Source organism: Pseudomonas sp. Y39-6 (assembly GCF_023651955.1).
Taxonomy (GTDB): domain Bacteria; phylum Pseudomonadota; class Gammaproteobacteria; order Pseudomonadales; family Pseudomonadaceae; genus Aquipseudomonas; species Aquipseudomonas veronii.
The window spans coordinates 1,479,895-1,500,660 of sequence record NZ_CP069594.1; the positions used below are offsets into that span (position 1 = coordinate 1,479,895).

Here is a 20,766-nt window from a genome sequence, read left to right on the forward strand (position 1 = left end):
GGCATGCCGGTTAAGCGAACAGGGCCTGATTATCCGGCAAGCGAGAAGGGGGTACTAGCTGAAAAGCCCTGTCGCCGCGACGACAGGGCTGTTTTGCAGGGCTTACTTGATGCGTTGACCCGGCTTGGCGCCGCTGTCAGGGCTCAGCAGGTAGATTTCTTCGCCGCCGGGGCCGGCCGCCATCACCATGCCTTCGGAAATACCGAACTTCATTTTCCGCGGCTTGAGGTTGGCGATCATCATGGTCAGGCGACCATTGAGCTTGGACGGGTCCGGATAAGCGCTCTTGATCCCGGAGAACACGTTGCGTTGCTCGTCGCCGATATCGAGGGTCAGGCGCAGCAGCTTGTCGGCACCTTCCACGGCTTCGGCCTTGAGAATCAGCGCAACCCGCAGGTCGACGGCGGCAAAGGCGTCGAACTCGATCTCCGGGGACAGCGGGTCCTTGACCAGTTCACCGTTGCCAGCCGGGTTCGATTCGCCGGTGTCGGTCGGGCTGGCGACCAGGTCTTCTTTCGACGCGTCGCTCATGGCCTGGACTTTTACCGGGTCGATACGGGTCATCAATGGCTTGAACTCGTTCAATTGATGGTTGCTGAGCAAGCTGGCGTGGTCGTTCCAGGTCAGCGGCGCGACGTTGAGGAACGCCTCGGCATCCGCGGCCAGCAACGGCAGCACCGGCTTGAGGAAGATCACCAACTGGCGGAACAGGTTGATGCCGGTGGCGCAGATGGCCTGGACTTCCGCCTGCTTGCCTTCCTGCTTGTTCAGCGACCACGGTGCCTTGTCGGCGATCCACGCGTTGGCGCGGTCGGCCAGGCCCATGATCTCGCGCATGGCGCGGGCAAAGTCGCGGGCTTCATAGGCATCGGCGATGCTTGGCGCGGCGGCCAGGAACGCGTCGGTCAGTTCCGGCGCGGCATTCTCGGCCACCAGCACACCGGCGTTGCCCTTGTGGATGAAACCGGCGCAACGGCTGGCGATGTTGACGACTTTGCCGACGAGGTCCGAGTTGACCTTCTGTACGAAGTCTTCCAGGTTCAGGTCAAGATCGTCGACGCCACGGCCCAGCTTGGACGCATAGTAGTAGCGCAGGTATTCCGGCGACAGGTGATCCAGGTAGGTGCGCGCCTTGATAAAGGTGCCACGGGACTTGGACATCTTCTGGCCGTTGACGGTCAGGTAGCCGTGTACGTTGATGCCGGTCGGCTTGCGGTAGCCCGCACCTTCGAGCATCGCCGGCCAGAACAGGGCGTGGAAGTTGACGATGTCCTTGCCGATGAAATGGTACAGCTCGGCGGTGGAGTCCTTGCCCCAGAACGCATCGAAGTCCAGCTCCGGCGTGCGCTTGCACAGGTTCTTGAAGCTGGCCATGTAGCCGATCGGGGCGTCCAGCCACACGTAGAAATACTTGCCCGGCTCGCCTGGGATCTCAAAGCCGAAGTACGGCGCATCGCGGGAAATGTCCCACTGTTGCAGCCCGGCATCCAGCCATTCGGCGATCTTGTTGGCGACGGCGTCCTGCAGGGTGCCGCTGCGCGTCCAGGTTTGCAGCATCTGCTGGAAATCCGGGAGCTTGAAGAAGAAGTGCTGGGAATCCTTGAGCACCGGTGTGGCGCCGGAGATCGCTGACTTGGGGTTCTTCAGGTCGGTGGGGGCGTAGGTGGCACCGCATTTTTCGCAGTTGTCGCCGTACTGGTCCTCGGTGCCGCATTTCGGGCAGGTGCCCTTGATGAAGCGGTCGGCCAGGAACATTTTCTTTTCCGGGTCGAAATACTGCGTGATCGAGCGCGTGGCAATGTGCCCGGCGTCCTTCAACCGCAGGTAGATCTGGCTCGACAGCTCGCGGTTTTCGTCGGCGTGGGTCGAATGGAAGTTGTCGAAGTCGACCAGGAACTCGGCAAAGTCGGCGCTGTGTTCAGCCTGCACATTGGCGATCAGTTGTTCCGGGGTAATGCCTTCTTTTTCGGCGCGCAACATGATGGCCGAACCGTGGGCGTCGTCCGCGCAGACATAGATGCATTGATTGCCGCGATGCTTCTGGAAGCGCACCCACATGTCGGTCTGGATGTACTCAAGCATATGGCCAAGATGGATGGAACCATTGGCATAGGGCAGGGCGCTGGTGACGAGGATCTTGCGTGGCTCGGACATGGGGCTCGGCTACTCGATGAAACGGAGGTCGGCCACTATAAAGCGCCGGCAAATATATTTCACCCCGTGGCGCTGTTTCAGCATCTTCCCAACCTGCGAAAGCATGCCGTTAAGCCGCTGGAACGGTTAGGATAGCCGCCTGTTTCAGTCAGTCTTTTTCGGGAGTAGCCCATGAGCGCCGTTAATCGCGCAGCGGTGGAAGCCGTTCTTCGCCAGTACACCGACCCCTATTTGAACCAGGATCCGGTCAGTGCCGGTTGTGTCCGCGCCATCGAGATCCAGGGCGACCAGGTGTCGGTCCGGATGGAGCTGGGCTATGCCGCCGGTCTGTTCAAGAGCGGCTGGGCGCAGATGCTGCAAATGGCCATCGAAGGCCTCGACGGCGTGCGTTCCGCCAAGGTCGACATTCAGTGCGTGATCGCGCCGCACAAGGCCCAGGCGCAGATCCCCGGCCTGGCCAATGTGAAGAATGTGGTGGCCGTGGCCTCCGGCAAGGGCGGCGTGGGTAAATCCACCACGGCGGCCAACCTGGCGCTGGCGCTGGCGCGCGAAGGCGCCCGCGTGGGGATTCTCGACGCGGATATCTACGGCCCGAGCCAGGGCGTGATGTTCGGCATTGCCGAGGGCACCCGCCCGAAAATCAAGGACCAGAAGTGGTTCGTGCCCATCGAGTCGCTGGGTGTGGAAGTGATGTCCATGGCGTTCCTGACCGACGACAACACGCCGATGGTGTGGCGCGGGCCGATGGTTTCCGGCGCCTTGCTGCAACTGGTGACCCAGACCGCCTGGGGCGATTTGGACTACCTGGTGATTGACATGCCGCCAGGCACCGGTGACATCCAGCTGACCCTGGCGCAAAAAGTCCCGGTGGCCGGTGCGGTGATCGTGACCACGCCGCAGGACCTGGCGTTGCTGGACGCGAAGAAAGGCGTGGAAATGTTCCGCAAGGTCAACATCCCGGTGCTGGGCGTCGTGGAAAACATGGCGGTTCACATCTGCTCCAACTGTGGCCATGCCGAGCATCTGTTTGGTGAGGGGGGCGGCGAGAAGTTGGCGACCCAGTACGGCGTCGAACTGCTGGCCTCGCTGCCGCTGGCGATGGTGATTCGCGAACAGGCCGATGGTGGCAAACCGACAGTGGCGGCCGAGCCTGATGGCCAGATCGCCATGGTTTATCAGGAACTGGCGCGTCACGTGGGCGCGCGGATTGTCCTGCAAGAAGCGGCTTCACCGGCCATGCCGACGATTACAGTCAGCGACGACTGAGTCATTCGTAGGAAACAAGCCCCGCTATTGTCGGGGCTTTTTCTTGTCCGCCGAACGGCCAGGTATCGCTTGTCAGGCTCTTACGCAGTTGCTCGTGTAAGCATTTGCTTACTCTCGCGTAAGTGTTTGGTTTTTTTTGCGTTCCTGGACGTCGCGAATTGTCTGGCCATATTTCTAATCAATTGAAATATAACAATTATTTATTGGCTCGCGAGAGCGAAAGCTCGGCAGGCGGCGGGTTGGGTTGCGTTGTACTTCCCTGGGAACTGGTTACTATCAGTCCTGTGTCCACGGATTGACACAGCCATCAAGGAACGATGGTTTGAAGGAACGTCGCAGGATGCGATTCATCAGGATGATGAAAAAGGAATACAGGGACTAGGGAAAAAATGTGGGCGGGTCATACCGCCCCTTTTTTCGCCTGCAGAAAAGTGAAATGCCTGCCCCTGAACGCAAAAAAGGCCCGCAAGGGGCCTTTTTTGTTGGGCTGCGGCGCTGTCAGCGCTCGAGATCCTTGATCTTGCCTTTTACGCCATCCCACTCTTCCGCATCCGGCAGCGACTCTTTCTTCTCCGTGATGTTCGGCCAGATTTCCGCCAGTTCGACGTTCAACTGGATAAATTCCTGCATATCTTCCGGGACCTCGTCCTCGGAGAAAATAGCGACGGCCGGGCATTCAGGTTCACACAGGGCGCAGTCAATGCACTCATCCGGGTGGATCACCAGGAAATTCGGGCCTTCGTAGAAGCAGTCCACCGGACAGACTTCTACGCAGTCGGTGTATTTGCACTTGATGCAGTTGTCGGTGACGACGAAGGTCATTTCTAATTTTCTCCTCAGGCGGCGGCAGCGAAACCCCTTATGGTGGGGCCCGCGAGGTTTGAGAGCGATAATCTGCGAGCCAGGCTAAAAGCCCGCAGCATCCCAAACCGCGCGAGATAATATCAGCTTGCAAGCGTCTGCGTTAGATCTGTGTCTTCAGTGTATAGAGCATTTCCAGCGCTTTTCGCGGTGTCAAGTCGTCCAGGTCAAGTTTTGCCAATTCATCCAGCACCGGATGGGGCAGGCTGGCAAACATATCGCTCTGGTGTGGCGCGTTGGATTTGCTGTTGCTCTTCTTCGGGCTGGCGACCACGGTGTCGTGGGGCAGGGCGGTGGCTTCCAGGCGGCTGAGGTGCTCGCGGGCGCGGCTGATCACGTCGTTCGGCACACCGGCCAACTGCGCCACGGCCAGGCCGTAACTCTGGCTGGCCGGCCCTGGCAGCACATGGTGCAGGAACACGATACGTTCGTTGTGCTCGGTGGCATTGAGATGCACGTTGGCCACCAGCGGCTCGCTTTCCGGCAGCACGGTCAGTTCGAAGTAGTGGGTGGCGAACAGCGTATAGGCGCGCAGGTGCGCCAGGCGCTCGGCCGCCGCCCAGGCCAGGGACAGGCCGTCGAACGTGCTGGTGCCGCGACCGACTTCGTCCATCAGCACCAGGCTGCGCTCGGTGGCGTTGTGCAGGATGTTCGCGGTTTCGCTCATCTCCACCATAAAGGTCGAGCGGCCGCCGGCGAGGTCATCGCTGGAACCGATCCGCGTGAAGATGCGGTCCACCAGGGACAGCTCGCAACTGGCCGCTGGCACAAAGCTGCCGATATGCGCGAGCAACACGATCAATGCGGTCTGGCGCATGTAGGTGGATTTACCGCCCATATTCGGACCGGTGATCACCAGCATGCGGGTTTCGTCATCCAGCGACAGATCGTTAGCGACAAACGGCGTGGTCAATACCTGCTCCACCACCGGGTGGCGCCCCTGCACGATACGCATGCAGGGTTCGCTGACAAACCGCGGGCAGTTCAAGTCAAGGTTCAGCGCACGCTCGGCCAGGTTGCTCAGCACATCCAGCTCGGCCAGGGCGGCGGCGGTGTCTTGCAGTGGCGCGAGGCGGCTGATCAAGTCTTCGAGCAACGCTTCATACAGCATCTTTTCCCGCGCCAAGGCCCGGCTCTTGGCCGACAGCGCTTTATCTTCGAACGCTTTCAGCTCGGGGGTGATGAAGCGTTCGGCACCTTTAAGGGTTTGACGACGTTGATAGTCGATGGGCGCCTGCTCGGCCTGCTTGCTCGGCAACTCGATGAAGTAGCCATGCACACGGTTGTAGCCGACCTTCAGGTTGGCCAGGCCGGTGCGGGCTTTTTCGCGGGCTTCCAGGTCGATCAGGAACTGCCCGGCGTTTTCGCTCAGGGACTGCAGTTCATCCAGTTCGCTGTCGTAACCGGTCTTGAGTACGCCGCCGTCGCGGATGATCGCCGGCGGGTTGTCGATAATGGCTTTTTCCAGCAGGGCCGCGAGGTCCGGATAGGTGCCGGTGGTGACGGCCAGCTGTTGCAGGTGCGGCGTGTCCAGTTCGGTCATCGCCGCTTGCAACTGCGGCAGGGCGCCGAGGGCATCGCGCAGGCGCGCCAGGTCGCGCGGGCGTGCGTTGCGCAGGCCGATCCGCGCGAGGATGCGCTCGATATCGCCGATTTCTTTCAACTGTGGCTGCAGCTTTTCGAAGCGATAGCCGTCGAGCAGGCAGGTAATCGACGTCTGCCGCGCTTGCAGCACCGTCAGGTCGCGCAACGGACGGTTCAGCCAGCGCGTCAGCAAGCGGCTGCCCATGGCGGTCTGGCAACGGTCGACCACCGATTGCAGGGTGTTGTCGCGCCCGCCCGCCAGGTTGGTGTCCAGCTCCAGGTTGCGACGGCTGGCGCCGTCGAGCACCACGGTATCGTCCAGGCGCTCATGGCGCAGGCTGCGCAAGTGCGGCAGGGCGGTGCGCTGGGTTTCCTTGGCGTAGCTGAGCAGGCAACCGGCGGCGCCGATGGCCAGGGTCAGGGTTTCGCAACCGAAGCCCTTGAGGTCCTGCACGGCGAACTGCTGGCACAGACTTTTCAGCGCCGAATCACGCTCGAAATCCCACGGCGCGCGACGCTTGGTCCCACGACGACGTTCCGCCGGCAGGTCCTTTGGCCAATCATCCGGGATCATCAGCTCCACCGGATTGATACGCTCCAGCTCCGCCAGCAGGTTCTCCCAGCCTTTGGTCTCCATCACGCTGAAGTTGCCGCTGGTGATATCCAGCACCGCCAGACCGAACAAGCGCTCGTCGCCGAGCACCGCAGCGATCAGGTTATCGCGACGCTCATCAAGCAGCGCCTCATCACTCACCGTCCCCGGCGTAATAATACGCACCACCTGACGCTCAACCGGCCCTTTGCTGGTGGCCGGGTCGCCGATCTGCTCGCAGATCACCACCGACTCGCCCAGCTTCACCAGCTTGACGAGGTAGCCTTCCAACGAATGGTAAGGAATCCCACACATCGGAATCGACTGCCCCGCCGACTGCCCACGCGCGGTCAGGGTGATGTCCAGCAACTTGGCGGCTTTCTTCGCGTCTTCGTAGAAGATCTCGTAGAAATCGCCCATGCGATAGAACATCAACTGATCAGGGTGCTGGTTTTTCAGGCGCCAGTACTGCTGCATCATTGGGGTGTGGGAGGACAGATCGGAAGTGGTTTTACTCATCAGATAATTAGCGAATTCGTTAAAAGGAGTGGCAAAGGGGGCACTTGGCCCGGCTGATTTTGCGATGGCGGCAAGGTTAACACGCGAGGTCGACCCTTCGCAGGCCTGCTCAAAAGACACGGTGAGTGCATAAAAAATGCATGGTCAATGCAAATTAGCATTTGCCAAGCTTCAAATCTGTCGTCACTATCCGCTTTATGCAAAAACGCAACGTTTCTATCGTCTTAAGAGAACTGCTGGACCGCGACCGGATCTCCCCCACGGAGCTTCACCGGCGTACCGGCGTGCCTCAATCCACGCTGTCCCGGATCCTCAGCGGCAAGATCGTTGACCCCTCGGACAAGCATATTTCGCGCATTGCCGAGTACTTCCGCGTCAGCACCGACCAACTGCGCGGGCGCGCGGCGGTGGGCGTTTCGCGGGATGAAGGGCGCGACCCGATGCATTCGGAACTCAAGGACATAAGCCTGTGGGATGACGACACCCCCGTGAATGACGACGAGGTGTCGATCCCCTTTCTGCGTGAGGTTGAATTGGCTGCTGGATCAGGAAGATTCGTCATCGAGGAAAGCGAGAAGGCCAGCCTGCGGTTCGGCAAGCGCAGCCTGCGGCATAACGGTGTGCAGTTCGACCAGGCCAAGTGTGTGACGGTGCGCGGCAACAGCATGTTACCGGTGCTGCGTGATGGCGCGACGGTGGGGGTGAATGCGGGCAAGAGTGCGATTGGCGACATCGTCGATGGCGACTTGTACGCCATCAATCACAATGGTCAGTTGCGGGTCAAACAGCTCTATCGTCTGCCTTCCGGGATTCGCCTGCGCAGTTTCAACCGCGATGAACACCCGGACGAAGACTACAGCTTCCAGGACATCCAGGATGAACAGATCAGCATCCTGGGTCATGTCTTCTGGTGGGGCATGTACGCCCGTTAACCTTCTTGCGTAAGACGAAGCCCGCCAATCAGCGGGCTTTTTTTCGTCTGTAGAAAGGCATCAAACCCTTTGCCAGCAAGGCTTCCAATGCATCAGTGCATTTGTTTGGTAAAAATAAATGCATTTGTGCATTGACTGTATATGCATACATGCATATTCTTTGTCTCAAGCCGGCCAACAAGGCTCGGTGGAGGCGGCAAGGATGCTGCCAGGAACGACAAGGAAGGCACGCAACATCGGCACGGACGCCATCGAAGCGATGGCAGGGATGCCAGGTAACACCGGCAAGGATGCCGACGCTCTTTAGTTTCACCGTTTTACAAGAACAGGCAGCGATGAACCGGCCTTGACGGTTCAGAGGGTTGGCAACTGACCCGGGTGTGCAGCGTAAAGCACCAGAAGCAGTTATCCGGCAGACAGGGATCGTGGTCGGAAAAACATTGAGGAAAGATCCGTACCGCGCCAGTAGCGCCGAAAGATCGAGTACCCAGCCTCACCCATACTGTTCCTTTTGAAGGCGTCTTTTGTCGCCATGCGGCATTGCCGCTCAACAACAGCCACTCCTCACAAGAGGATCGTATGGGTGAGGCTGGGCACAGGACCGCATTACTGAAAAGCCCGGGCAACCGGGCTTTTTGGAATGCCTACCTATAAATGGATTTACCCAAACGCCGGCATTTTGCCGGCATTGCTCAGCCAGGAGGCGTGACATGACAAACGAGCAGCAAGCGTTAGCGGAAATGCCTATCTGGCTGGTGATCGTACTGGCGCTGATCGGCGGAGTTTCTGGCGAAATGTGGCGCGCCGACAAGGAGGGCGCCCGTGGTTGGTCGCTGATCCGGCGCCTCGCGTTGCGGTCTGGGGCGTGCATGGTCTGCGGGGTCTCGGCGTTGATGCTGTTGTACGCCGCCGGCATGTCGATCTGGACCGCCGGCGCCCTCGGCTGCCTGACAGCCATGGCCGGTGCAGACGTCGCCATTGGCCTTTATGAACGTTGGGCGGCCAAGCGCATTGGCGTCGACGAGGCCCCGCCCTCCCGCCCGGATCAGCAGTAACCGCTGCAAGGACGCGACTGATGACATCTATCGAAAAACCTTCCCAACTGCCCATCGCAATTGGCGAAGCGCTCAAGGGCGCCTTCCCACAATTGCGTGTGGGCAACCACCAGGACTTCCAGGGCACCGGGGATAAAACCGGCGTGCTGATTACCGTGGAACGCAACGGCCCCGGCGTTCGATCCCTTGAAGGACGTAAGGCCCATGCATTGTCGGTGTCACTCATGGCCAGGGTTGTCAGTGGTTCGGCGCCTTACGACGCCTGCGACCTGGCCAGTCAATTGATGGATTTGGCCCTCGATAATCGCTGGGGTCTGCCGTCGGACCAGTGTGACCTGCCAAGCGCCATCGTCGCGGCGCCGACCCTACAGGGCAGTGCCGAAACCGACTACGACAGTTGGACAGTGTCCTTCACCCAAAACATCTACCTCGGCCCGCCGATACTCGAAGATCCCACCGGAAAACCGCTGTTTGCCTGCACGTGGGAAGTCTCGAATATCGACGATCCTGACCAATACCGACCTTTGCAGGAGTAGTCCATGTTCGATGCTTTGTTACGCATGCAACTGGGACCGATCGTCGAGCGCCTGGCGGAAATGGAGGCCCAGCTCGAAGACCTGTACCGACGCGCTGAAAGCTTTTGTCGGATCGGCATATGCCAGCAGGTCGACGCCGCCAGCAATACCTGCATCGTCAGCCACGGCGACTTGCTGACCCCGGCGATTGGTTTTTTCAACCCCAGCGCGGGGGCGCAGACCGAAACGCGCATCCCGTCAGTGGGCGAGCAATGTTTGTTGCTCAACTATGGCGGTGGGGAAGGCGCTGCGCAGTCGGTAGCGCTTTTCGGCCTCAACAGTAGCCTGTTTCCGCCGGTCTCCAGCGTTGCATCGTTGACCCGGCGCCGCCACCAGGACGGAACGCAAAGTGACTATGACGACGCCAGCCACACATTCAACTGGACCAACGGGCCCACCGTGTTCAGCGGTTCCCGCGAACAGGTCGAGGCGAAGGTCGGCGCTGCCACGCTGCAGATCAGCGCCAAGCACATCACCTTGCAACTCGGCGCCGTCGGTGTGCTGCTGGATGCCGGCGGCGTGCATTTGAGCGGCCCGCTGGTGGATCACCAAGGCCGCGTGATCAGCACCGCATAAGGATTTGCCATGATCGGAATCGATAGGAATACCGGGGCAGCGGTCGATGACTGGCTGCAATTCGTACAGCGTGCCACCCGAGCGCTGACCACCCCCGTGGGCACTCGCCAGAAGCGCCCGTTGTACGGCTCGCTGATCCCCCAACTGCTCGGGCAGAACCTCGGCGACGACCTCTTGATCCTCGCCCAAAGCCACGCCGCCAAAGCGTTCTACAACGTCGAGAACGGCATCGCCGACTTTCAACCCCAGGTCATCGTCGCCAGTCGCCAGGGCGCCGGTCTGTTGCTGCGGTTTGCCGGCACGTGGAAAAACCGCCAACAATCCTTCGAGGTCATGACATGAGCATGCTGATCCCTGGCCAGAACCAACTGGCGGAGCCGGCCATCATTGCCGTCGACGCGTTCGAGCCGTTGCTGGCGCAATTCAAGGCGTTCGTCATCGACTACGTCGCCGCCCGCGCGCCACAAAGTGCCGCCAAACTCAAGGTCAGCCTCGATAACGAAAGCGAACTGCTGAGCCTGGCCCTGGAAGCGTTTTGCGTGCGTCTGCAAACCCACGAACGCCAGTACAACGCACGCATCAAGCAGATGCTGGCGTGGTGGGCCACCGGCAGTAACCTCGACGCGCGCCTGGCCGATATGGGCCTGGAGCGCCAGGTGCTGGACCCCGGCGACCCGGCGGCCTTCCCGCCGGTGCCGCCGACATTGGAAAGCGACGACGACGCACGCTTGCGCTATTACTTGGCGCCCCACGCGCCGGCGGCGGGTTCTCGCATGCAGTATCGCCGCGAGGTGTTCACCCTCGGCGAACGACCTGCGGTCAATGTAGAAAGCGCTACACCGGGTGTGGTCAAGGTCACCTACACCTTCGACCCGGATGGTTATGCGGCTCAGGTCAAGGATGGCAGCGGCCGACGCACCGCCCCCGGTGAGGTGATGGTGACGGTGCTGTCCAGGGACGGCGATGGAAGCGCTTCCGCCGATTTGCTTGACGGCGTGCGCAGACATTTCGCACGCCCCGATGTACGGCCGGAAACTGATCTCGTCACTGTCCAAAGTGCGCAGATCCAACGCTACAAGATTCGCGTGGTGGCCAAGATCAACGCCGGCCCGGACTCGGGCCTGACCCAAGTGGCCGCGCAACGCTTGCTGCAAACCTACGCCGAATCCTGTCACCGCCTGGAAGGGCGCGTCGACCCGAGCTGGATCGACTACGCCATCCACAGCGCCGGAGCGGCGCAGCTGCAAATCCTTGAACCGCTGGCACCGATTGTCTGCTCGGCGTTCCAGGCGCCGTATTGCACGGGTGTCGAGGTGGAGGTACGCACGCTATGAGTGAGCCCAAACCGAGTCTGTTGCCCGCCAATAGCTCACCGCTGGAAAAAGCGTTGGACCTGGGGTTTGGCAGGTTGCTCGAGCGGATCATGCCGCCGTTTCCGGCCTTGATGAACCCGCTGCAAACACCCTCCGAATTCCTTCCTTACCTGGCCGCCGACCGAGGCGTCAGCGAATGGGACGCGGATGCCAGCGAAACGGAAAAGCGCCTCACCGTGGGCTTGTCCTGGCAGATCCAGCGCCAGGCCGGCACGCCCAAGGCTTTGAGCTATGCGGTGGAGTCGCTGGGTTTCAGCCCCAACATCAGCGCCTGGTATCAACAGCGGCCGCAGGGCGTGCCTTACACCTTCGATGTGCAGGCGATCATCGGGCGCAGTTGGTCCAGCGGTGACCATAACCGATTGATCCGCCGTATCAACGCCGCAAAGAGCGAGCGCGACCAGGCGACGATTACCGTGGTTCACCAGACACAAGCACGCCTTGGCCTGACCGCGATTGTCCACGCCCCGTTTAACGACAGCGAGTTAAGCCTGCAAGGCGCGTTACCCGAACTTGCCTTGGGCGCTCGACTTAACAGTGCTGGCGTTGCCCGGCACTACACCATTAACGACTACGACCTCAGGGCGCAGCCATGACAGATGACATTACGCGCCTGGTGCGCTTCACCTCCAAGGGTTTGGATGAAGTGCTGCAGGCAAAGAACCAGGGCTTGAAAGGCGAAATCACCCACATCGGCGCCGGCACCGGCCGCTACAACCCAGACGGCACGGAAGTGGCCTTGCGTGACGAGCGCCAGCGGGTGGCGATTGTGGATTACGAGGACTTGGGCGAGCGCCAACTCAGGATGGCCGCGCTGTTCGATGGCGATGGCGAGTATGAGATTGGTGAGTTCGGTTTTTACCTCGCCAGTGGGACGTTGTTGGCGGTGTATTCGGTAGCTGGGAAGTTGCTGACGTATAAAGCGGCGGCGGCTCGGGTGCTGCAGAAGTTCACGTTGGATGTTTCGCCGTTGCCGGCACAAAGCGTGACAGTGGTGGTAGGTACTGAGAATCTTAATATCCTCATCGCCGATGAATTAGCGGCTGTTGCTGCGGCGAATATTGATAATATGGCTCGTCATCTTGGAGTGCTCTTTCGCATCATGCAAGTGGAGAAAAAATAGCTTTAAATATTAACAGTTTGTTTGGTCTCTTTAGCTATCGTTTATATATGGTTGCTGGGTGGCCTGAAATGGCAAAGTAAAGGAGATACTATTTTGAGTACGGAAACGCAAATAGCCAACTTGGTTCAGGCCTCCAATAACCTGACAAGTGCTGTGAATGGAAAAATTGGCGCTATCGACGTACGAATGGATCAGGCTCGTGCAGAATTTGACCAATTTCGTGCGCTTAAGGATGTTGTTGGAGGTGTTGGTGAGCCTGGGACGTTGTTGATGAGTGTTTTTCAGGGGCTTATTTGGGGAACTGGAGCGCCTTATGACGTCGGGGCGACGGGCGGGATGGACGCAACGGATCTTGGATCCTCAATGAATGTATACGTCCACTTCAAATTGCCATTTTCCATTAACTCAGATGATCAGATGTTTTGGCTGAATATTCGCGGTTATAGTTACGGTAGCTCTTTGGTACTGGACGAAACATTCGCAGGCTACGTTTACTCTCCACAGCGTGCAGTTATCAATCAGTCGTGTTTTGGGAAGTTTGAACCCGCTATTTACGCGGATGCGGCTGGCAATGCTGTATGTCGTATAAAAATCCCCAATGTCTATGTCACATCTTTGCGGCTTGATACTATGCAGGTTGGCCGGTATCGCGCAATTAAGTTGGGTGATATTAAATCTAAGCTCTCTCTCTCGTCGACGGTGGTTTTTTAAATGAATGAATCCTCTGTAGATACCGTTCCATCTCTTATCCTCAGCAAGGAAGGCTTGGAACTATTGGAGTGGTCAAGTATTCGCGTTCGTCGTGATCAACTGTTGCGCGACACAGATCATACTCAAGTTCAGGACAGTCCCCTTGACGACAGTCAGCGTGTTCAGGTTGCGGCTTACCGGAGACTTTTGAGGGATGTTCCGCAAGACGTTGGTGATCCGTTCGCCGTGGTATGGCCCGAAAGGCCGACCTTCCTGAAGTGATATACAACCGCGAAAGCGGTTTTTTTTCGTCTCCCCAAAGCCCCTCCCGCAGGGGCTTTGGTGTTTTCCACCCGGAGAATTCAACACATGCCCACTCGCCAAACCTACACCGTCCTCATCCCATTCCCCATCGGCGCCGGCCATTGGTCCACCGCCGGCCAGGAACTGGAACTGCTGGACGTCGAAGCATCCGCCCTGCGCACCGCTGGCCGCTTGGAACTGACCAGCGTCCTCAATACCACCCCCAAGAAGGCTGAATAATCATGGCTGAGGTTTTGAACTTCGAGCACAACGGCATCACTGTGAACGCAACTGAGTCCCCCGAGGCCATGGGTGGCCTGGGGGATAACGTGATCGGCCTGGTCGGCACCGCGCCGAATGCCCACGCGTCGATCCCGAAAAATGCCCCGTTCCGCATCAACAGCTTCACCACCCAGGCGCTGCTGGACCCTACCGGCAGTGAGGCGGGCACGCTGTTTCAGGCGGTGTACCAGATCCTCAAAGTGGTCAAGGTACCGGTCTACGTGGTGATCGTGGAGGAGGGCGCAACCCCGGCTGACACGATCAACCATGTGATCGGCGGTAACGAACCGGTCACCGGGCGCAAACTTGGCCTGGCGGCCCTGAGCAGTGTGCCGGAAGACCTGACCATCATCGGCGCCCCAGGCTTCACCGGCACCAAGGCCGTGGCGAGCGAGTTCGCCGCCTTCGGCAAGCGCATCAAGGCCCGTGTGGTGCTGGATGGCAAGGACGCCTCTGTTGCCGATCAGGTGACCTACAGCGGCGAACTGGGCGGTGCCGATCTCGGTTTCGACCGCTGCCTGCTGGTACACAACATGCCGTCGGTGTACTCCAAGGCCGCGAAGAAGAATGTGTTTCTTTCGCCGTCGTCCCTGGCCATCGCTGCACTGGCCAAGGTCAAGCAGTGGGAAAGCCCGGGTAATCAGGTGACCTTCGCCGAGGACGTTTCCCGCGTGGTCGAGTACAACATTCTCGACACGTCCACCGAAGGCGACCTGCTCAACCGCTACGGCGTGAGCTACTACGCCCGCACCATCCTCGGCGGTTTTTCGCTGCTGGGTAACCGCTCCATCACCGGCAAGTTCATCAGCTACGTCGGCCTGGAAGACGCCATCAGCCGCAAGCTGGTCAAGGCCGGCCAGAAGGCCATGGCCAAGAACCTCACCAAGTCCTTCATGGACCAGGAGGTCAAGCGCATCAACGATTGGCTGCAAACCCTGGTCGCCGACGAAACCATCCCCGGCGGCAGTGTGTACCTGCACCCGGAGTTGAACAGTGTCGAGAAGTACAAGAACGGCACCTGGTTCATCGTTATCGACTACGGCCGCTATGCGCCCAATGAACACATGATTTATCAACTCAACGCCCGCGATGAAATCATCGAGCAGTTCCTGGAGGACGTTCTCTAATGTTTACCAACCGAGTCAGACAGGCCATTGCGGCCACCCTCCAAGGCCTGCCGCTGTCCGCGACCGTGGAAGAGTTCACCCCGCCGAAGATCGAGTTCGACATGGAGTCCATGTCCGGCGGGCGCTTCATTGCCGAGGAAATGGCCAAGAGCGGCAAAGTGCTCAACGCCAAGCTGATCCTGCAAGGCGCCGGCCCGGAAATCATGCTGGCCTTGGGCGTGCGGATGGGGGACGACATTCTGCTGAACGTGCGTGAAGCCGGCCAGGACCAGGACGGCAAGACCTACTTCACCTACCACACCGTGGGCGGCAAGCTCAAATCCCTGGAGGAGGCAAAGCTGAAGATGGGCGAGAAGGCCACCACCACGCTGGAGCTGTCCTGCCGCACCTATAACCGCCTGGAAAACGGCATTTCGGTGATCGACATCGACGTGCGTACCCAGAAGTTCGTCCTCAACGGCGTCGATATTCTGGGCGACGCCCGCCGCGCGGTGTTGATGCCGTAACCCCTCGGGGGCGGGCTCGCTCGCCCCCATACTCGACCAAGGAATTGCCCCATGGCCTGGATGCCACCGCTGCACCTCCTGCTGGCCCCGATCACCGCCGACACCGGCGCGACGATCGAGCAGGTGCAACTCAAACCGCTGTACTACGCCGCGCAAAAAGACGCGCTGGCCCGGGCCGGTGATGACGAGGACGACCAGTTCTTCGAACTGGCGAAACTCGCCACCGGCCTGTCGGAAAAAGAGCTCGACCAACTCAAGCGCCCGGACTACGTGAGCATCGCCCAATACGTACATGAGATGTCGACGCGCCCGGCGTCATTCTTCCTGCAAGCGCCCGAAGCTGCGACCCACGACCAGCCCGTCCACCTGCTGTTGCCCCTCGACGCGGCCGGCCGCACCTGGACCGAGTTGCCCCTGGAAATGCCCGCCCTGCGCGCGACCAAAGTGATGAAAAAACTCGCCACCAACAAAGAGCGCGCCGAGTTCATCACCGCCCACTGCACCGGCCTGATGATCCCCGACCTGGCTGGCCTGACCGTGCCTGACTGGACGGAATTGCAGGAGCGCATCGATGATTTTTTAAACAAACCGGCGGACTTCTTTCGGAGCGCGACATCGAAGTAATCCTCGACGTGGTGCCGCTGATTTACTCGGTCAATGAAGCGGAAATCCTCGACTGGGACGCCGGAAAAGCACTGCGCCGCTACGACATCGCGATCACTCGCCTTGGCGTCAAACAGGAGTAGAGCGGGATGCAAGAGACTCAATACGAGATCAGGCTCGCCGAAGAAGACAAGCGCTGGATGACCTTTGCGGCCCTGTCCAACGAGGCGACACTCAACAGTGTGCTGACCCCCCTTCCTGATAGTTTTGTCGGGCCTTCCAGCCTGGATGCCGAACCGCAGCCATCGTCGGAACTCGGCCTGGCGCTGGTCACGGTGAGCCTGGATATCAACGCCTTGACCCTTGAGCAAGTGCGGTTGCGCGAGACGTTGGAAACGCTCAACAGCACATTATTCATTACCAGTGATTCACTGGCGCTCAGGACGGTCGATAGCGCCTCGCAGGCGCAGAACAGTCAACCCAAGGAGCCGCCGCCGGCCGCCGACTCCTGGGTCGACAAAAGCCTGCAGTTCGGGGCCGATGCGGCGAAGACCATTGCCAAGGATGTGGGCTCGAGTTTGTGGGATACGGCCAAGAGCAGGGTCTCGGGCAAGGCCATTGATGCACTGGCGCAAAAGTTTCCCAAAGCCGGCAAGTGGCTTAAAGACGACAAAGACAAAGACAAAGACAAAGACAAAGGCAAGGACAAGGACAAGGACTGCTGCTGCAGCGGCGAGTCTCTTCGTGGCGCCGTTACCCCGAGCATCATCTTGCCGCCTGGCTATGAGCGTTCTGGCGGGAAAAAGACTTCCGCGAAAAAAACCGCCAAGTCGACGCGGTGGCGGGAGTTGCCCGTCCCCCGTGGCCTCGGCCCGTTGAAGTATGCCGACACCGCCATCAATGTGATCCAGGGCATACGCGATGGCGACGCAAAAGCAGTCACCACCGGCCTGTCTACGGCCGGTGGTGCCTGGGCCGGCGCCTCTGCCGGCGCGGCCATCGGCACTCTGGTTTTGCCTGGCATCGGCACGGCTGTAGGCGGCGCAATCGGCGGCTTGCTCGGCAGCGAAGCGGGCGCTTGGCTTGGGGACAAACTGTTCAGCCCCGCTGACCGCCTGCCCGCACCCAATGCCGTCAGCAAGGAACTCAACAGCGCATGCACGGACAATGTGCAAGTCACCCTGGCCCCCAGCATCCAGATCACCGGCGTCAACCCCGCCGATGCCCAGCAGGTGGTCAATCAGGTGATCCAGGCTCTGCAATTCCAATGCCTGCCGATGCTCTCCGACACCCTCGGGGTTCGGCGCAATGCGGCACTGGCCGATCCAGGAGGTGATTGATGCGACAACAGATGGTGCTGGGCGATTTCATTTTTGGGCTCGCCCGTGGGTTTGCCTATTCCTCGCTGACCCGTAACAGCGACGGCGGCTGGGCTGACCTGACGATTATCGCGAGCAAACCGCAGTCGCGGCAGAACGGCCAGAAGCTGGAAAAACTCACCTTCAGCGGCACGGCGATGTACGGCGTGGGCATGCAACGCCTGGACGAGTTGCGCGCCCTGCAAAATCAACGCGTGCCGCTGCCTCTGGTGGATGGCATTGGCCGCAACTGGGGCCTGTGGCGGATCAATTCGGTGATGGAAACCCAAAGCAACGTGATCGATGACGGTACCGCCATGCTCATGACCTGGAGCCTTGAATTGGAGGAATTCATCAATGCGTAGAGTGCGAAGTATTGCCGGTGATTCGGTCAACCTGCTGCTCTACCGCGAGCTGGGGCGTTGCGATGACGCCGCGGAAGAAACCCTCTGGCGCTTGAACCCCACGCTTGCTGAATACGGCCCGGTGCTGCCGGCTGGCGTGTGGGTGATCGTGCCCGAAATGGCTTCGCGGCCGGCGGCGTTGCGCCTCGTTTCGGCGTGGGATTAAGAAGGAGGCTACATGGCTCAGGGATTTACGCCCATTGTGGAGTTCTATGGCGCCAACGCGGCGCTGCTCAATCAACGTCTGATGCACTGGAGCCATACCGACGCGGCGGGCCTTGAGTCCGACCGCCTTGAACTGACGCTCAACATCGAGGGCCTGGAGGGCCTGCCCAGTCTGAGTGGCAAGATCGGTTTGCGTGTCGGTTATCAAGAGTCCGGCTTGGTGGAAAAAGGCGAATTTGTCATTACCCAGCGCACGCCGGTGCTGTTTCCCATGCGCTTGCTGATCGTCGCCACCGCGGCGCCCTTCAGCGCGGGCGATGCCAGTGGTTACCGCCAGCGTCGATCCGCCAGTTATGGACCGATCACCCTGGGCGCGCTGTTTCGCCAACTGGTCAGCCGCCACGGCTATTCGCCGCGGGTGGCACCGGCGTTGGAGGGCATTGCGATTGCCCACATCGACCAATCCAATGAAAGCGACATGGCGTTCATCACCCGCCTTGCCAAACGTTATGGCGCCGTCACCAAACCGATCAACGAACTGTACGTGCTCGCCGAGGCCGGGCAGGTCAAGTCACTCTCCGGCCAGCAACTGCCGGACGTGACACTGTCGGTCACCGAGGACAATCGCCCCGGCGATCAAGCATTCATCACCGCCAAGCTCGACGAAACCTCGCGCGCCAAATACCAGGGCAGCCGCGTCACCTGGTGGGATGCCGCCGCGGGCAAGCAGCGGGTGGTTCAGGTCGGGGTTGCGCCCTTCAAGACCTTGCGTCAGCGCTGCCAGAACGAAGCCGAGGCGCGGGCGGTGGCTGAGGGTGAATTGCGCCGCGTGGGCCGTGAAGACCTCAAGCTGCAGATCGATTGTCCGGGGAACCCGCTGTTATCGGCCGAAGGGCTGTTGCTGTTGGATGACACCTGGCCTTCCTACATGCAGGGGCGCTGGTCGATTACCAAGGTGACGCATGTCGGCGATCCGGTGACGGGCTATCGCAGTTCGGTCACGGCCGGCGGGTTGTCGGCGTAGTACCTTTTACGGAGTAGGCACCATGCTGATAACACTGCCCCAGCTTCTTTACATCATGCCGGGCGCCCGCCTCAGCGCGGGCACTTTTCTATCCCCGTTAAATGCGGCATTCGCTCGCTACGCGATCGACAATCCGAAACGCCTCGCCGCCTGCCTCGCCCAGATCGGCCATGAATCCGGCGAGTTGCACTACGTCCGCGAACTGGGCAGCGATCAATACCTGAGCAAATACGACACCGGTACCCTGGCCGTTCGCCTGGGTAACACCGCCGAAGCGGATGGCGACGGCCAGAAGTACCGGGGCAGGGGGCTGATTCAGATTACCGGGCGTCGAAATTACCTGGCATGCAGCCAGGCGCTGTTTGGCGACGATCGTTTATTGCTGCAACCGGAATTGTTGGAGCAGCCCCAATGGGCCGCGGAGTCGGCTGCCTGGTTCTGGCAAAGCAACGGCCTGAACGAACTGGCGGACAACGACCAGTTCACCACCATCACCCGGCGTATCAACGGCGGGCTCAATGGTTTGGAAAACCGCCTGCAGTTGTGGGCACGGGCGAAGGCGGTGTTATGCGTTTCCTAGGGGCTTGGCGCCTGATCGGTGTGTGCCTGTTGGTGGCGCTGACTTGGCAGGTGCAGGCCTGGCGATTGGGTGCGCAGATGGAGCGGCAATCAACTGCCCATGCCCAGGCGCTCAGTCAGCAAAATCAGGCGGCCTTGCGTCAACAACAGGCCGAATACGACAAACGGCTGGCGCTTGAGCAACAACTCAGCGCCATCGACCAACAACATGCTCGGGAGTTGAGCGATGCACAACGTCATCAGGCCGCTCTGCGTGATCGCCTGGCCACTGCTGATGTGCGGTTGTCAGTCCTTCTCGACGCCAGCGACAGCGCCAGTGGTTGCGCAATGCCTGCCGCCACCGCCGCCGGCGGCGTGGTTCATGCAGCCCCGCGAGCCCGACTTGACCCGGCGCATGCTCAGCGAATTATCGCCATCACCGACGACGCGGATAACGCCGTGATCGCCTTGCGCGCCTGTCAGGCGTATGTGCGGGCCATCGTGCGTTAGTGTCTTGATGCACGCTGCAACTTGCATGGCCGATGGGCTCATGTAGGGTAGGCCAATGCCCGCTCATTCCAGGAGACCTCCGTGAAAGAAATCACCCAACTGGCCGCTGAACTGGGTCGACGTCTACAGGTGCTCAATGCCCACGTCACCACCGCCGAGTCCTGTACCGGCGGCGGCATCGCCGAAGCCATCACGCGCATACCGGGGAGTTCGGCGTGGTTCGAGGCGGGATATGTCACCTATTCCAACCGGCAGAAAACTCGGCAGCTGGATGTGCCGGAGGCACTGTTCGGCAAAGTGGGGGCGGTCAGCCGCGAGGTGGTGGAGGCCATGGTCAGGGGCGCCCAGGAAAAAAGCCTGGCGCGCTTTGCCGTGGCGGTCAGCGGCGTGGCCGGGCCCGATGGCGGCTCGCCGGAAAAACCGGTGGGCACGGTATGGCTGGCGTTCGGCGTGGGTGACGAGGTCACGGCCGAGCGCCAGCACTTCCCCGGCAACCGCGATGAGGTCCGCCGACAAACGGTAAAGGCCGCGCTAGAGGGCTTGTTGCGACGAGCTGCAGCAGAAATAGAAAATCAGGGGTAGGCGATCTCCGATCTTTGTGGAACAATACTGTCTACTTATACAGG

At 60.2% G+C, this 20,766-nt stretch carries 25 protein-coding genes; 22 read left to right on the top strand and 3 right to left on the bottom strand.

Annotated features, from left to right (window positions below; genetic code table 11):
- Nucleotides 1-102: 102 nt before the first annotated feature.
- Nucleotides 103-2,154 carry a methionine--tRNA ligase gene (metG, locus tag JN756_RS06595; protein WP_108525860.1) on the bottom strand — a complete coding sequence of 684 codons (2,052 nt, stop codon included), beginning with the start codon at nt 2,152-2,154 and terminating at the stop codon, nt 103-105.
- Between the two features lie 171 nt (nt 2,155-2,325).
- On the opposite strand from metG, the gene apbC reads away from it, so the two are divergent.
- The gene (apbC, locus tag JN756_RS06600) at nt 2,326-3,420 is read left to right on the top strand and encodes an iron-sulfur cluster carrier protein ApbC (RefSeq protein ID WP_046384535.1); all 1,095 of its coding nucleotides are present in this window, start codon (nt 2,326-2,328) and stop codon (nt 3,418-3,420) included.
- A gap of 498 nt (nt 3,421-3,918) precedes the next feature.
- Here apbC and fdxA read toward each other — a convergent pair whose 3' ends face one another.
- Together fdxA and mutS are read right to left on the bottom strand one after the other, a co-directional pair.
- A complete protein-coding gene (gene fdxA / locus JN756_RS06605) occupies nt 3,919-4,242 on the bottom strand; it encodes a ferredoxin FdxA (RefSeq protein WP_003222178.1) in 324 nt (107 codons plus the stop codon).
- 142 nt (nt 4,243-4,384) lie between these two features.
- Nucleotides 4,385-6,976 carry a DNA mismatch repair protein MutS gene (gene mutS, locus JN756_RS06610; RefSeq protein WP_057005817.1) on the bottom strand — a complete coding sequence of 864 codons (2,592 nt, stop codon included), beginning with the start codon at nt 6,974-6,976 and terminating at the stop codon, nt 4,385-4,387.
- A 197-nt stretch (nt 6,977-7,173) separates the two neighbouring features.
- Here mutS and JN756_RS06615 point away from each other — a divergent pair, with 197 nt between their 5' ends.
- The 21 genes from JN756_RS06615 (at nt 7,174) to JN756_RS06715 (ending at nt 20,722) form a co-directional block, all read left to right on the top strand.
- Nucleotides 7,174-7,908 (top strand): LexA family transcriptional regulator, encoded by a 735-nt coding sequence (locus tag JN756_RS06615; protein ID WP_026139757.1) that lies wholly within the window; start codon nt 7,174-7,176, stop codon nt 7,906-7,908.
- A 710-nt stretch (nt 7,909-8,618) separates the two neighbouring features.
- Nucleotides 8,619-8,963: a phage holin family protein gene (locus tag JN756_RS06620; protein ID WP_017844641.1), complete on the top strand. Its 345-nt coding sequence runs from the start codon at nt 8,619-8,621 to the stop codon at nt 8,961-8,963.
- A gap of 20 nt (nt 8,964-8,983) precedes the next feature.
- Nucleotides 8,984-9,499, top strand: a complete 516-nt coding sequence (locus JN756_RS06625; protein WP_046484889.1) for a hypothetical protein — start codon at nt 8,984-8,986, stop codon at nt 9,497-9,499.
- Between the two features lie 3 nt (nt 9,500-9,502).
- Nucleotides 9,503-10,114 (top strand): phage baseplate assembly protein V, encoded by a 612-nt coding sequence (locus JN756_RS06630; protein ID WP_046484891.1) that lies wholly within the window; start codon nt 9,503-9,505, stop codon nt 10,112-10,114.
- 9 nt (nt 10,115-10,123) lie between these two features.
- Nucleotides 10,124-10,456, top strand: a complete 333-nt coding sequence (locus tag JN756_RS06635; protein WP_017844644.1) for a phage baseplate protein — start codon at nt 10,124-10,126, stop codon at nt 10,454-10,456.
- A complete protein-coding gene (locus tag JN756_RS06640) occupies nt 10,453-11,448 on the top strand; it encodes a baseplate J/gp47 family protein (protein ID WP_201021944.1) in 996 nt (331 codons plus the stop codon). Before JN756_RS06635 ends, JN756_RS06640 begins: the two co-directional genes overlap by 4 nt.
- The gene (locus JN756_RS06645) at nt 11,445-12,083 is read left to right on the top strand and encodes a phage tail protein I (RefSeq protein ID WP_046384531.1); all 639 of its coding nucleotides are present in this window, start codon (nt 11,445-11,447) and stop codon (nt 12,081-12,083) included. The genes JN756_RS06640 and JN756_RS06645 overlap by 4 nt, the downstream gene beginning before the upstream one ends.
- Nucleotides 12,080-12,610, top strand: coding sequence for a hypothetical protein (locus JN756_RS06650; protein WP_201021945.1), 531 nt, complete (start codon nt 12,080-12,082; stop codon nt 12,608-12,610). The genes JN756_RS06645 and JN756_RS06650 overlap by 4 nt, the downstream gene beginning before the upstream one ends.
- Before the next feature lie 93 nt (nt 12,611-12,703).
- Nucleotides 12,704-13,321: a hypothetical protein gene (locus JN756_RS06655; RefSeq protein ID WP_201021946.1), complete on the top strand. Its 618-nt coding sequence runs from the start codon at nt 12,704-12,706 to the stop codon at nt 13,319-13,321.
- Nucleotides 13,322-13,582 (top strand): tail fiber assembly protein, encoded by a 261-nt coding sequence (locus tag JN756_RS06660; protein WP_236255087.1) that lies wholly within the window; start codon nt 13,322-13,324, stop codon nt 13,580-13,582. It abuts the gene before it with no gap.
- Between the two features lie 87 nt (nt 13,583-13,669).
- Nucleotides 13,670-13,843, top strand: coding sequence for a hypothetical protein (locus JN756_RS06665; protein WP_169796396.1), 174 nt, complete (start codon nt 13,670-13,672; stop codon nt 13,841-13,843).
- Nucleotides 13,844-13,845: 2 nt separating this feature from the next.
- On the top strand, nt 13,846-15,012 hold the full coding sequence (locus JN756_RS06670; RefSeq protein ID WP_017844650.1) for a phage tail sheath protein: 1,167 nt from the start codon (nt 13,846-13,848) through the stop codon (nt 15,010-15,012).
- On the top strand, nt 15,012-15,518 hold the full coding sequence (locus JN756_RS06675) for a phage major tail tube protein (protein ID WP_017844651.1): 507 nt from the start codon (nt 15,012-15,014) through the stop codon (nt 15,516-15,518). Before JN756_RS06670 ends, JN756_RS06675 begins: the two co-directional genes overlap by 1 nt.
- Nucleotides 15,519-15,569: 51 nt before the next feature.
- Nucleotides 15,570-16,142, top strand: coding sequence for a phage tail assembly protein (locus JN756_RS06680; RefSeq protein WP_046384528.1), 573 nt, complete (start codon nt 15,570-15,572; stop codon nt 16,140-16,142).
- Between the two features lie 128 nt (nt 16,143-16,270).
- Complete coding sequence (locus JN756_RS06685; protein ID WP_201021947.1) at nt 16,271-17,461, top strand: glycine zipper domain-containing protein; 1,191 nt, start codon at nt 16,271-16,273, stop codon at nt 17,459-17,461.
- Entirely contained in the window at nt 17,461-17,844 is a 384-nt protein-coding gene (locus JN756_RS06690; RefSeq protein ID WP_108525852.1) for a phage tail protein, read from the top strand. The genes JN756_RS06685 and JN756_RS06690 overlap by 1 nt, the downstream gene beginning before the upstream one ends.
- The gene (locus JN756_RS06695; RefSeq protein ID WP_017844656.1) at nt 17,837-18,049 is read left to right on the top strand and encodes a tail protein X; all 213 of its coding nucleotides are present in this window, start codon (nt 17,837-17,839) and stop codon (nt 18,047-18,049) included. Before JN756_RS06690 ends, JN756_RS06695 begins: the two co-directional genes overlap by 8 nt.
- 12 nt (nt 18,050-18,061) lie before the next feature.
- Complete coding sequence (locus JN756_RS06700) at nt 18,062-19,072, top strand: contractile injection system protein, VgrG/Pvc8 family (RefSeq protein ID WP_079442964.1); 1,011 nt, start codon at nt 18,062-18,064, stop codon at nt 19,070-19,072.
- Nucleotides 19,073-19,094: 22 nt separating this feature from the next.
- Complete coding sequence (locus JN756_RS06705; RefSeq protein ID WP_126589718.1) at nt 19,095-19,652, top strand: glycoside hydrolase family 19 protein; 558 nt, start codon at nt 19,095-19,097, stop codon at nt 19,650-19,652.
- Nucleotides 19,640-20,140: a lysis system i-spanin subunit Rz gene (locus JN756_RS06710; RefSeq protein ID WP_057005804.1), complete on the top strand. Its 501-nt coding sequence runs from the start codon at nt 19,640-19,642 to the stop codon at nt 20,138-20,140. The genes JN756_RS06705 and JN756_RS06710 overlap by 13 nt, the downstream gene beginning before the upstream one ends.
- A gap of 81 nt (nt 20,141-20,221) precedes the next feature.
- Nucleotides 20,222-20,722: a CinA family protein gene (locus JN756_RS06715; protein WP_017844660.1), complete on the top strand. Its 501-nt coding sequence runs from the start codon at nt 20,222-20,224 to the stop codon at nt 20,720-20,722.
- The last annotated feature ends 44 nt before the right edge of the window (nt 20,723-20,766 follow it).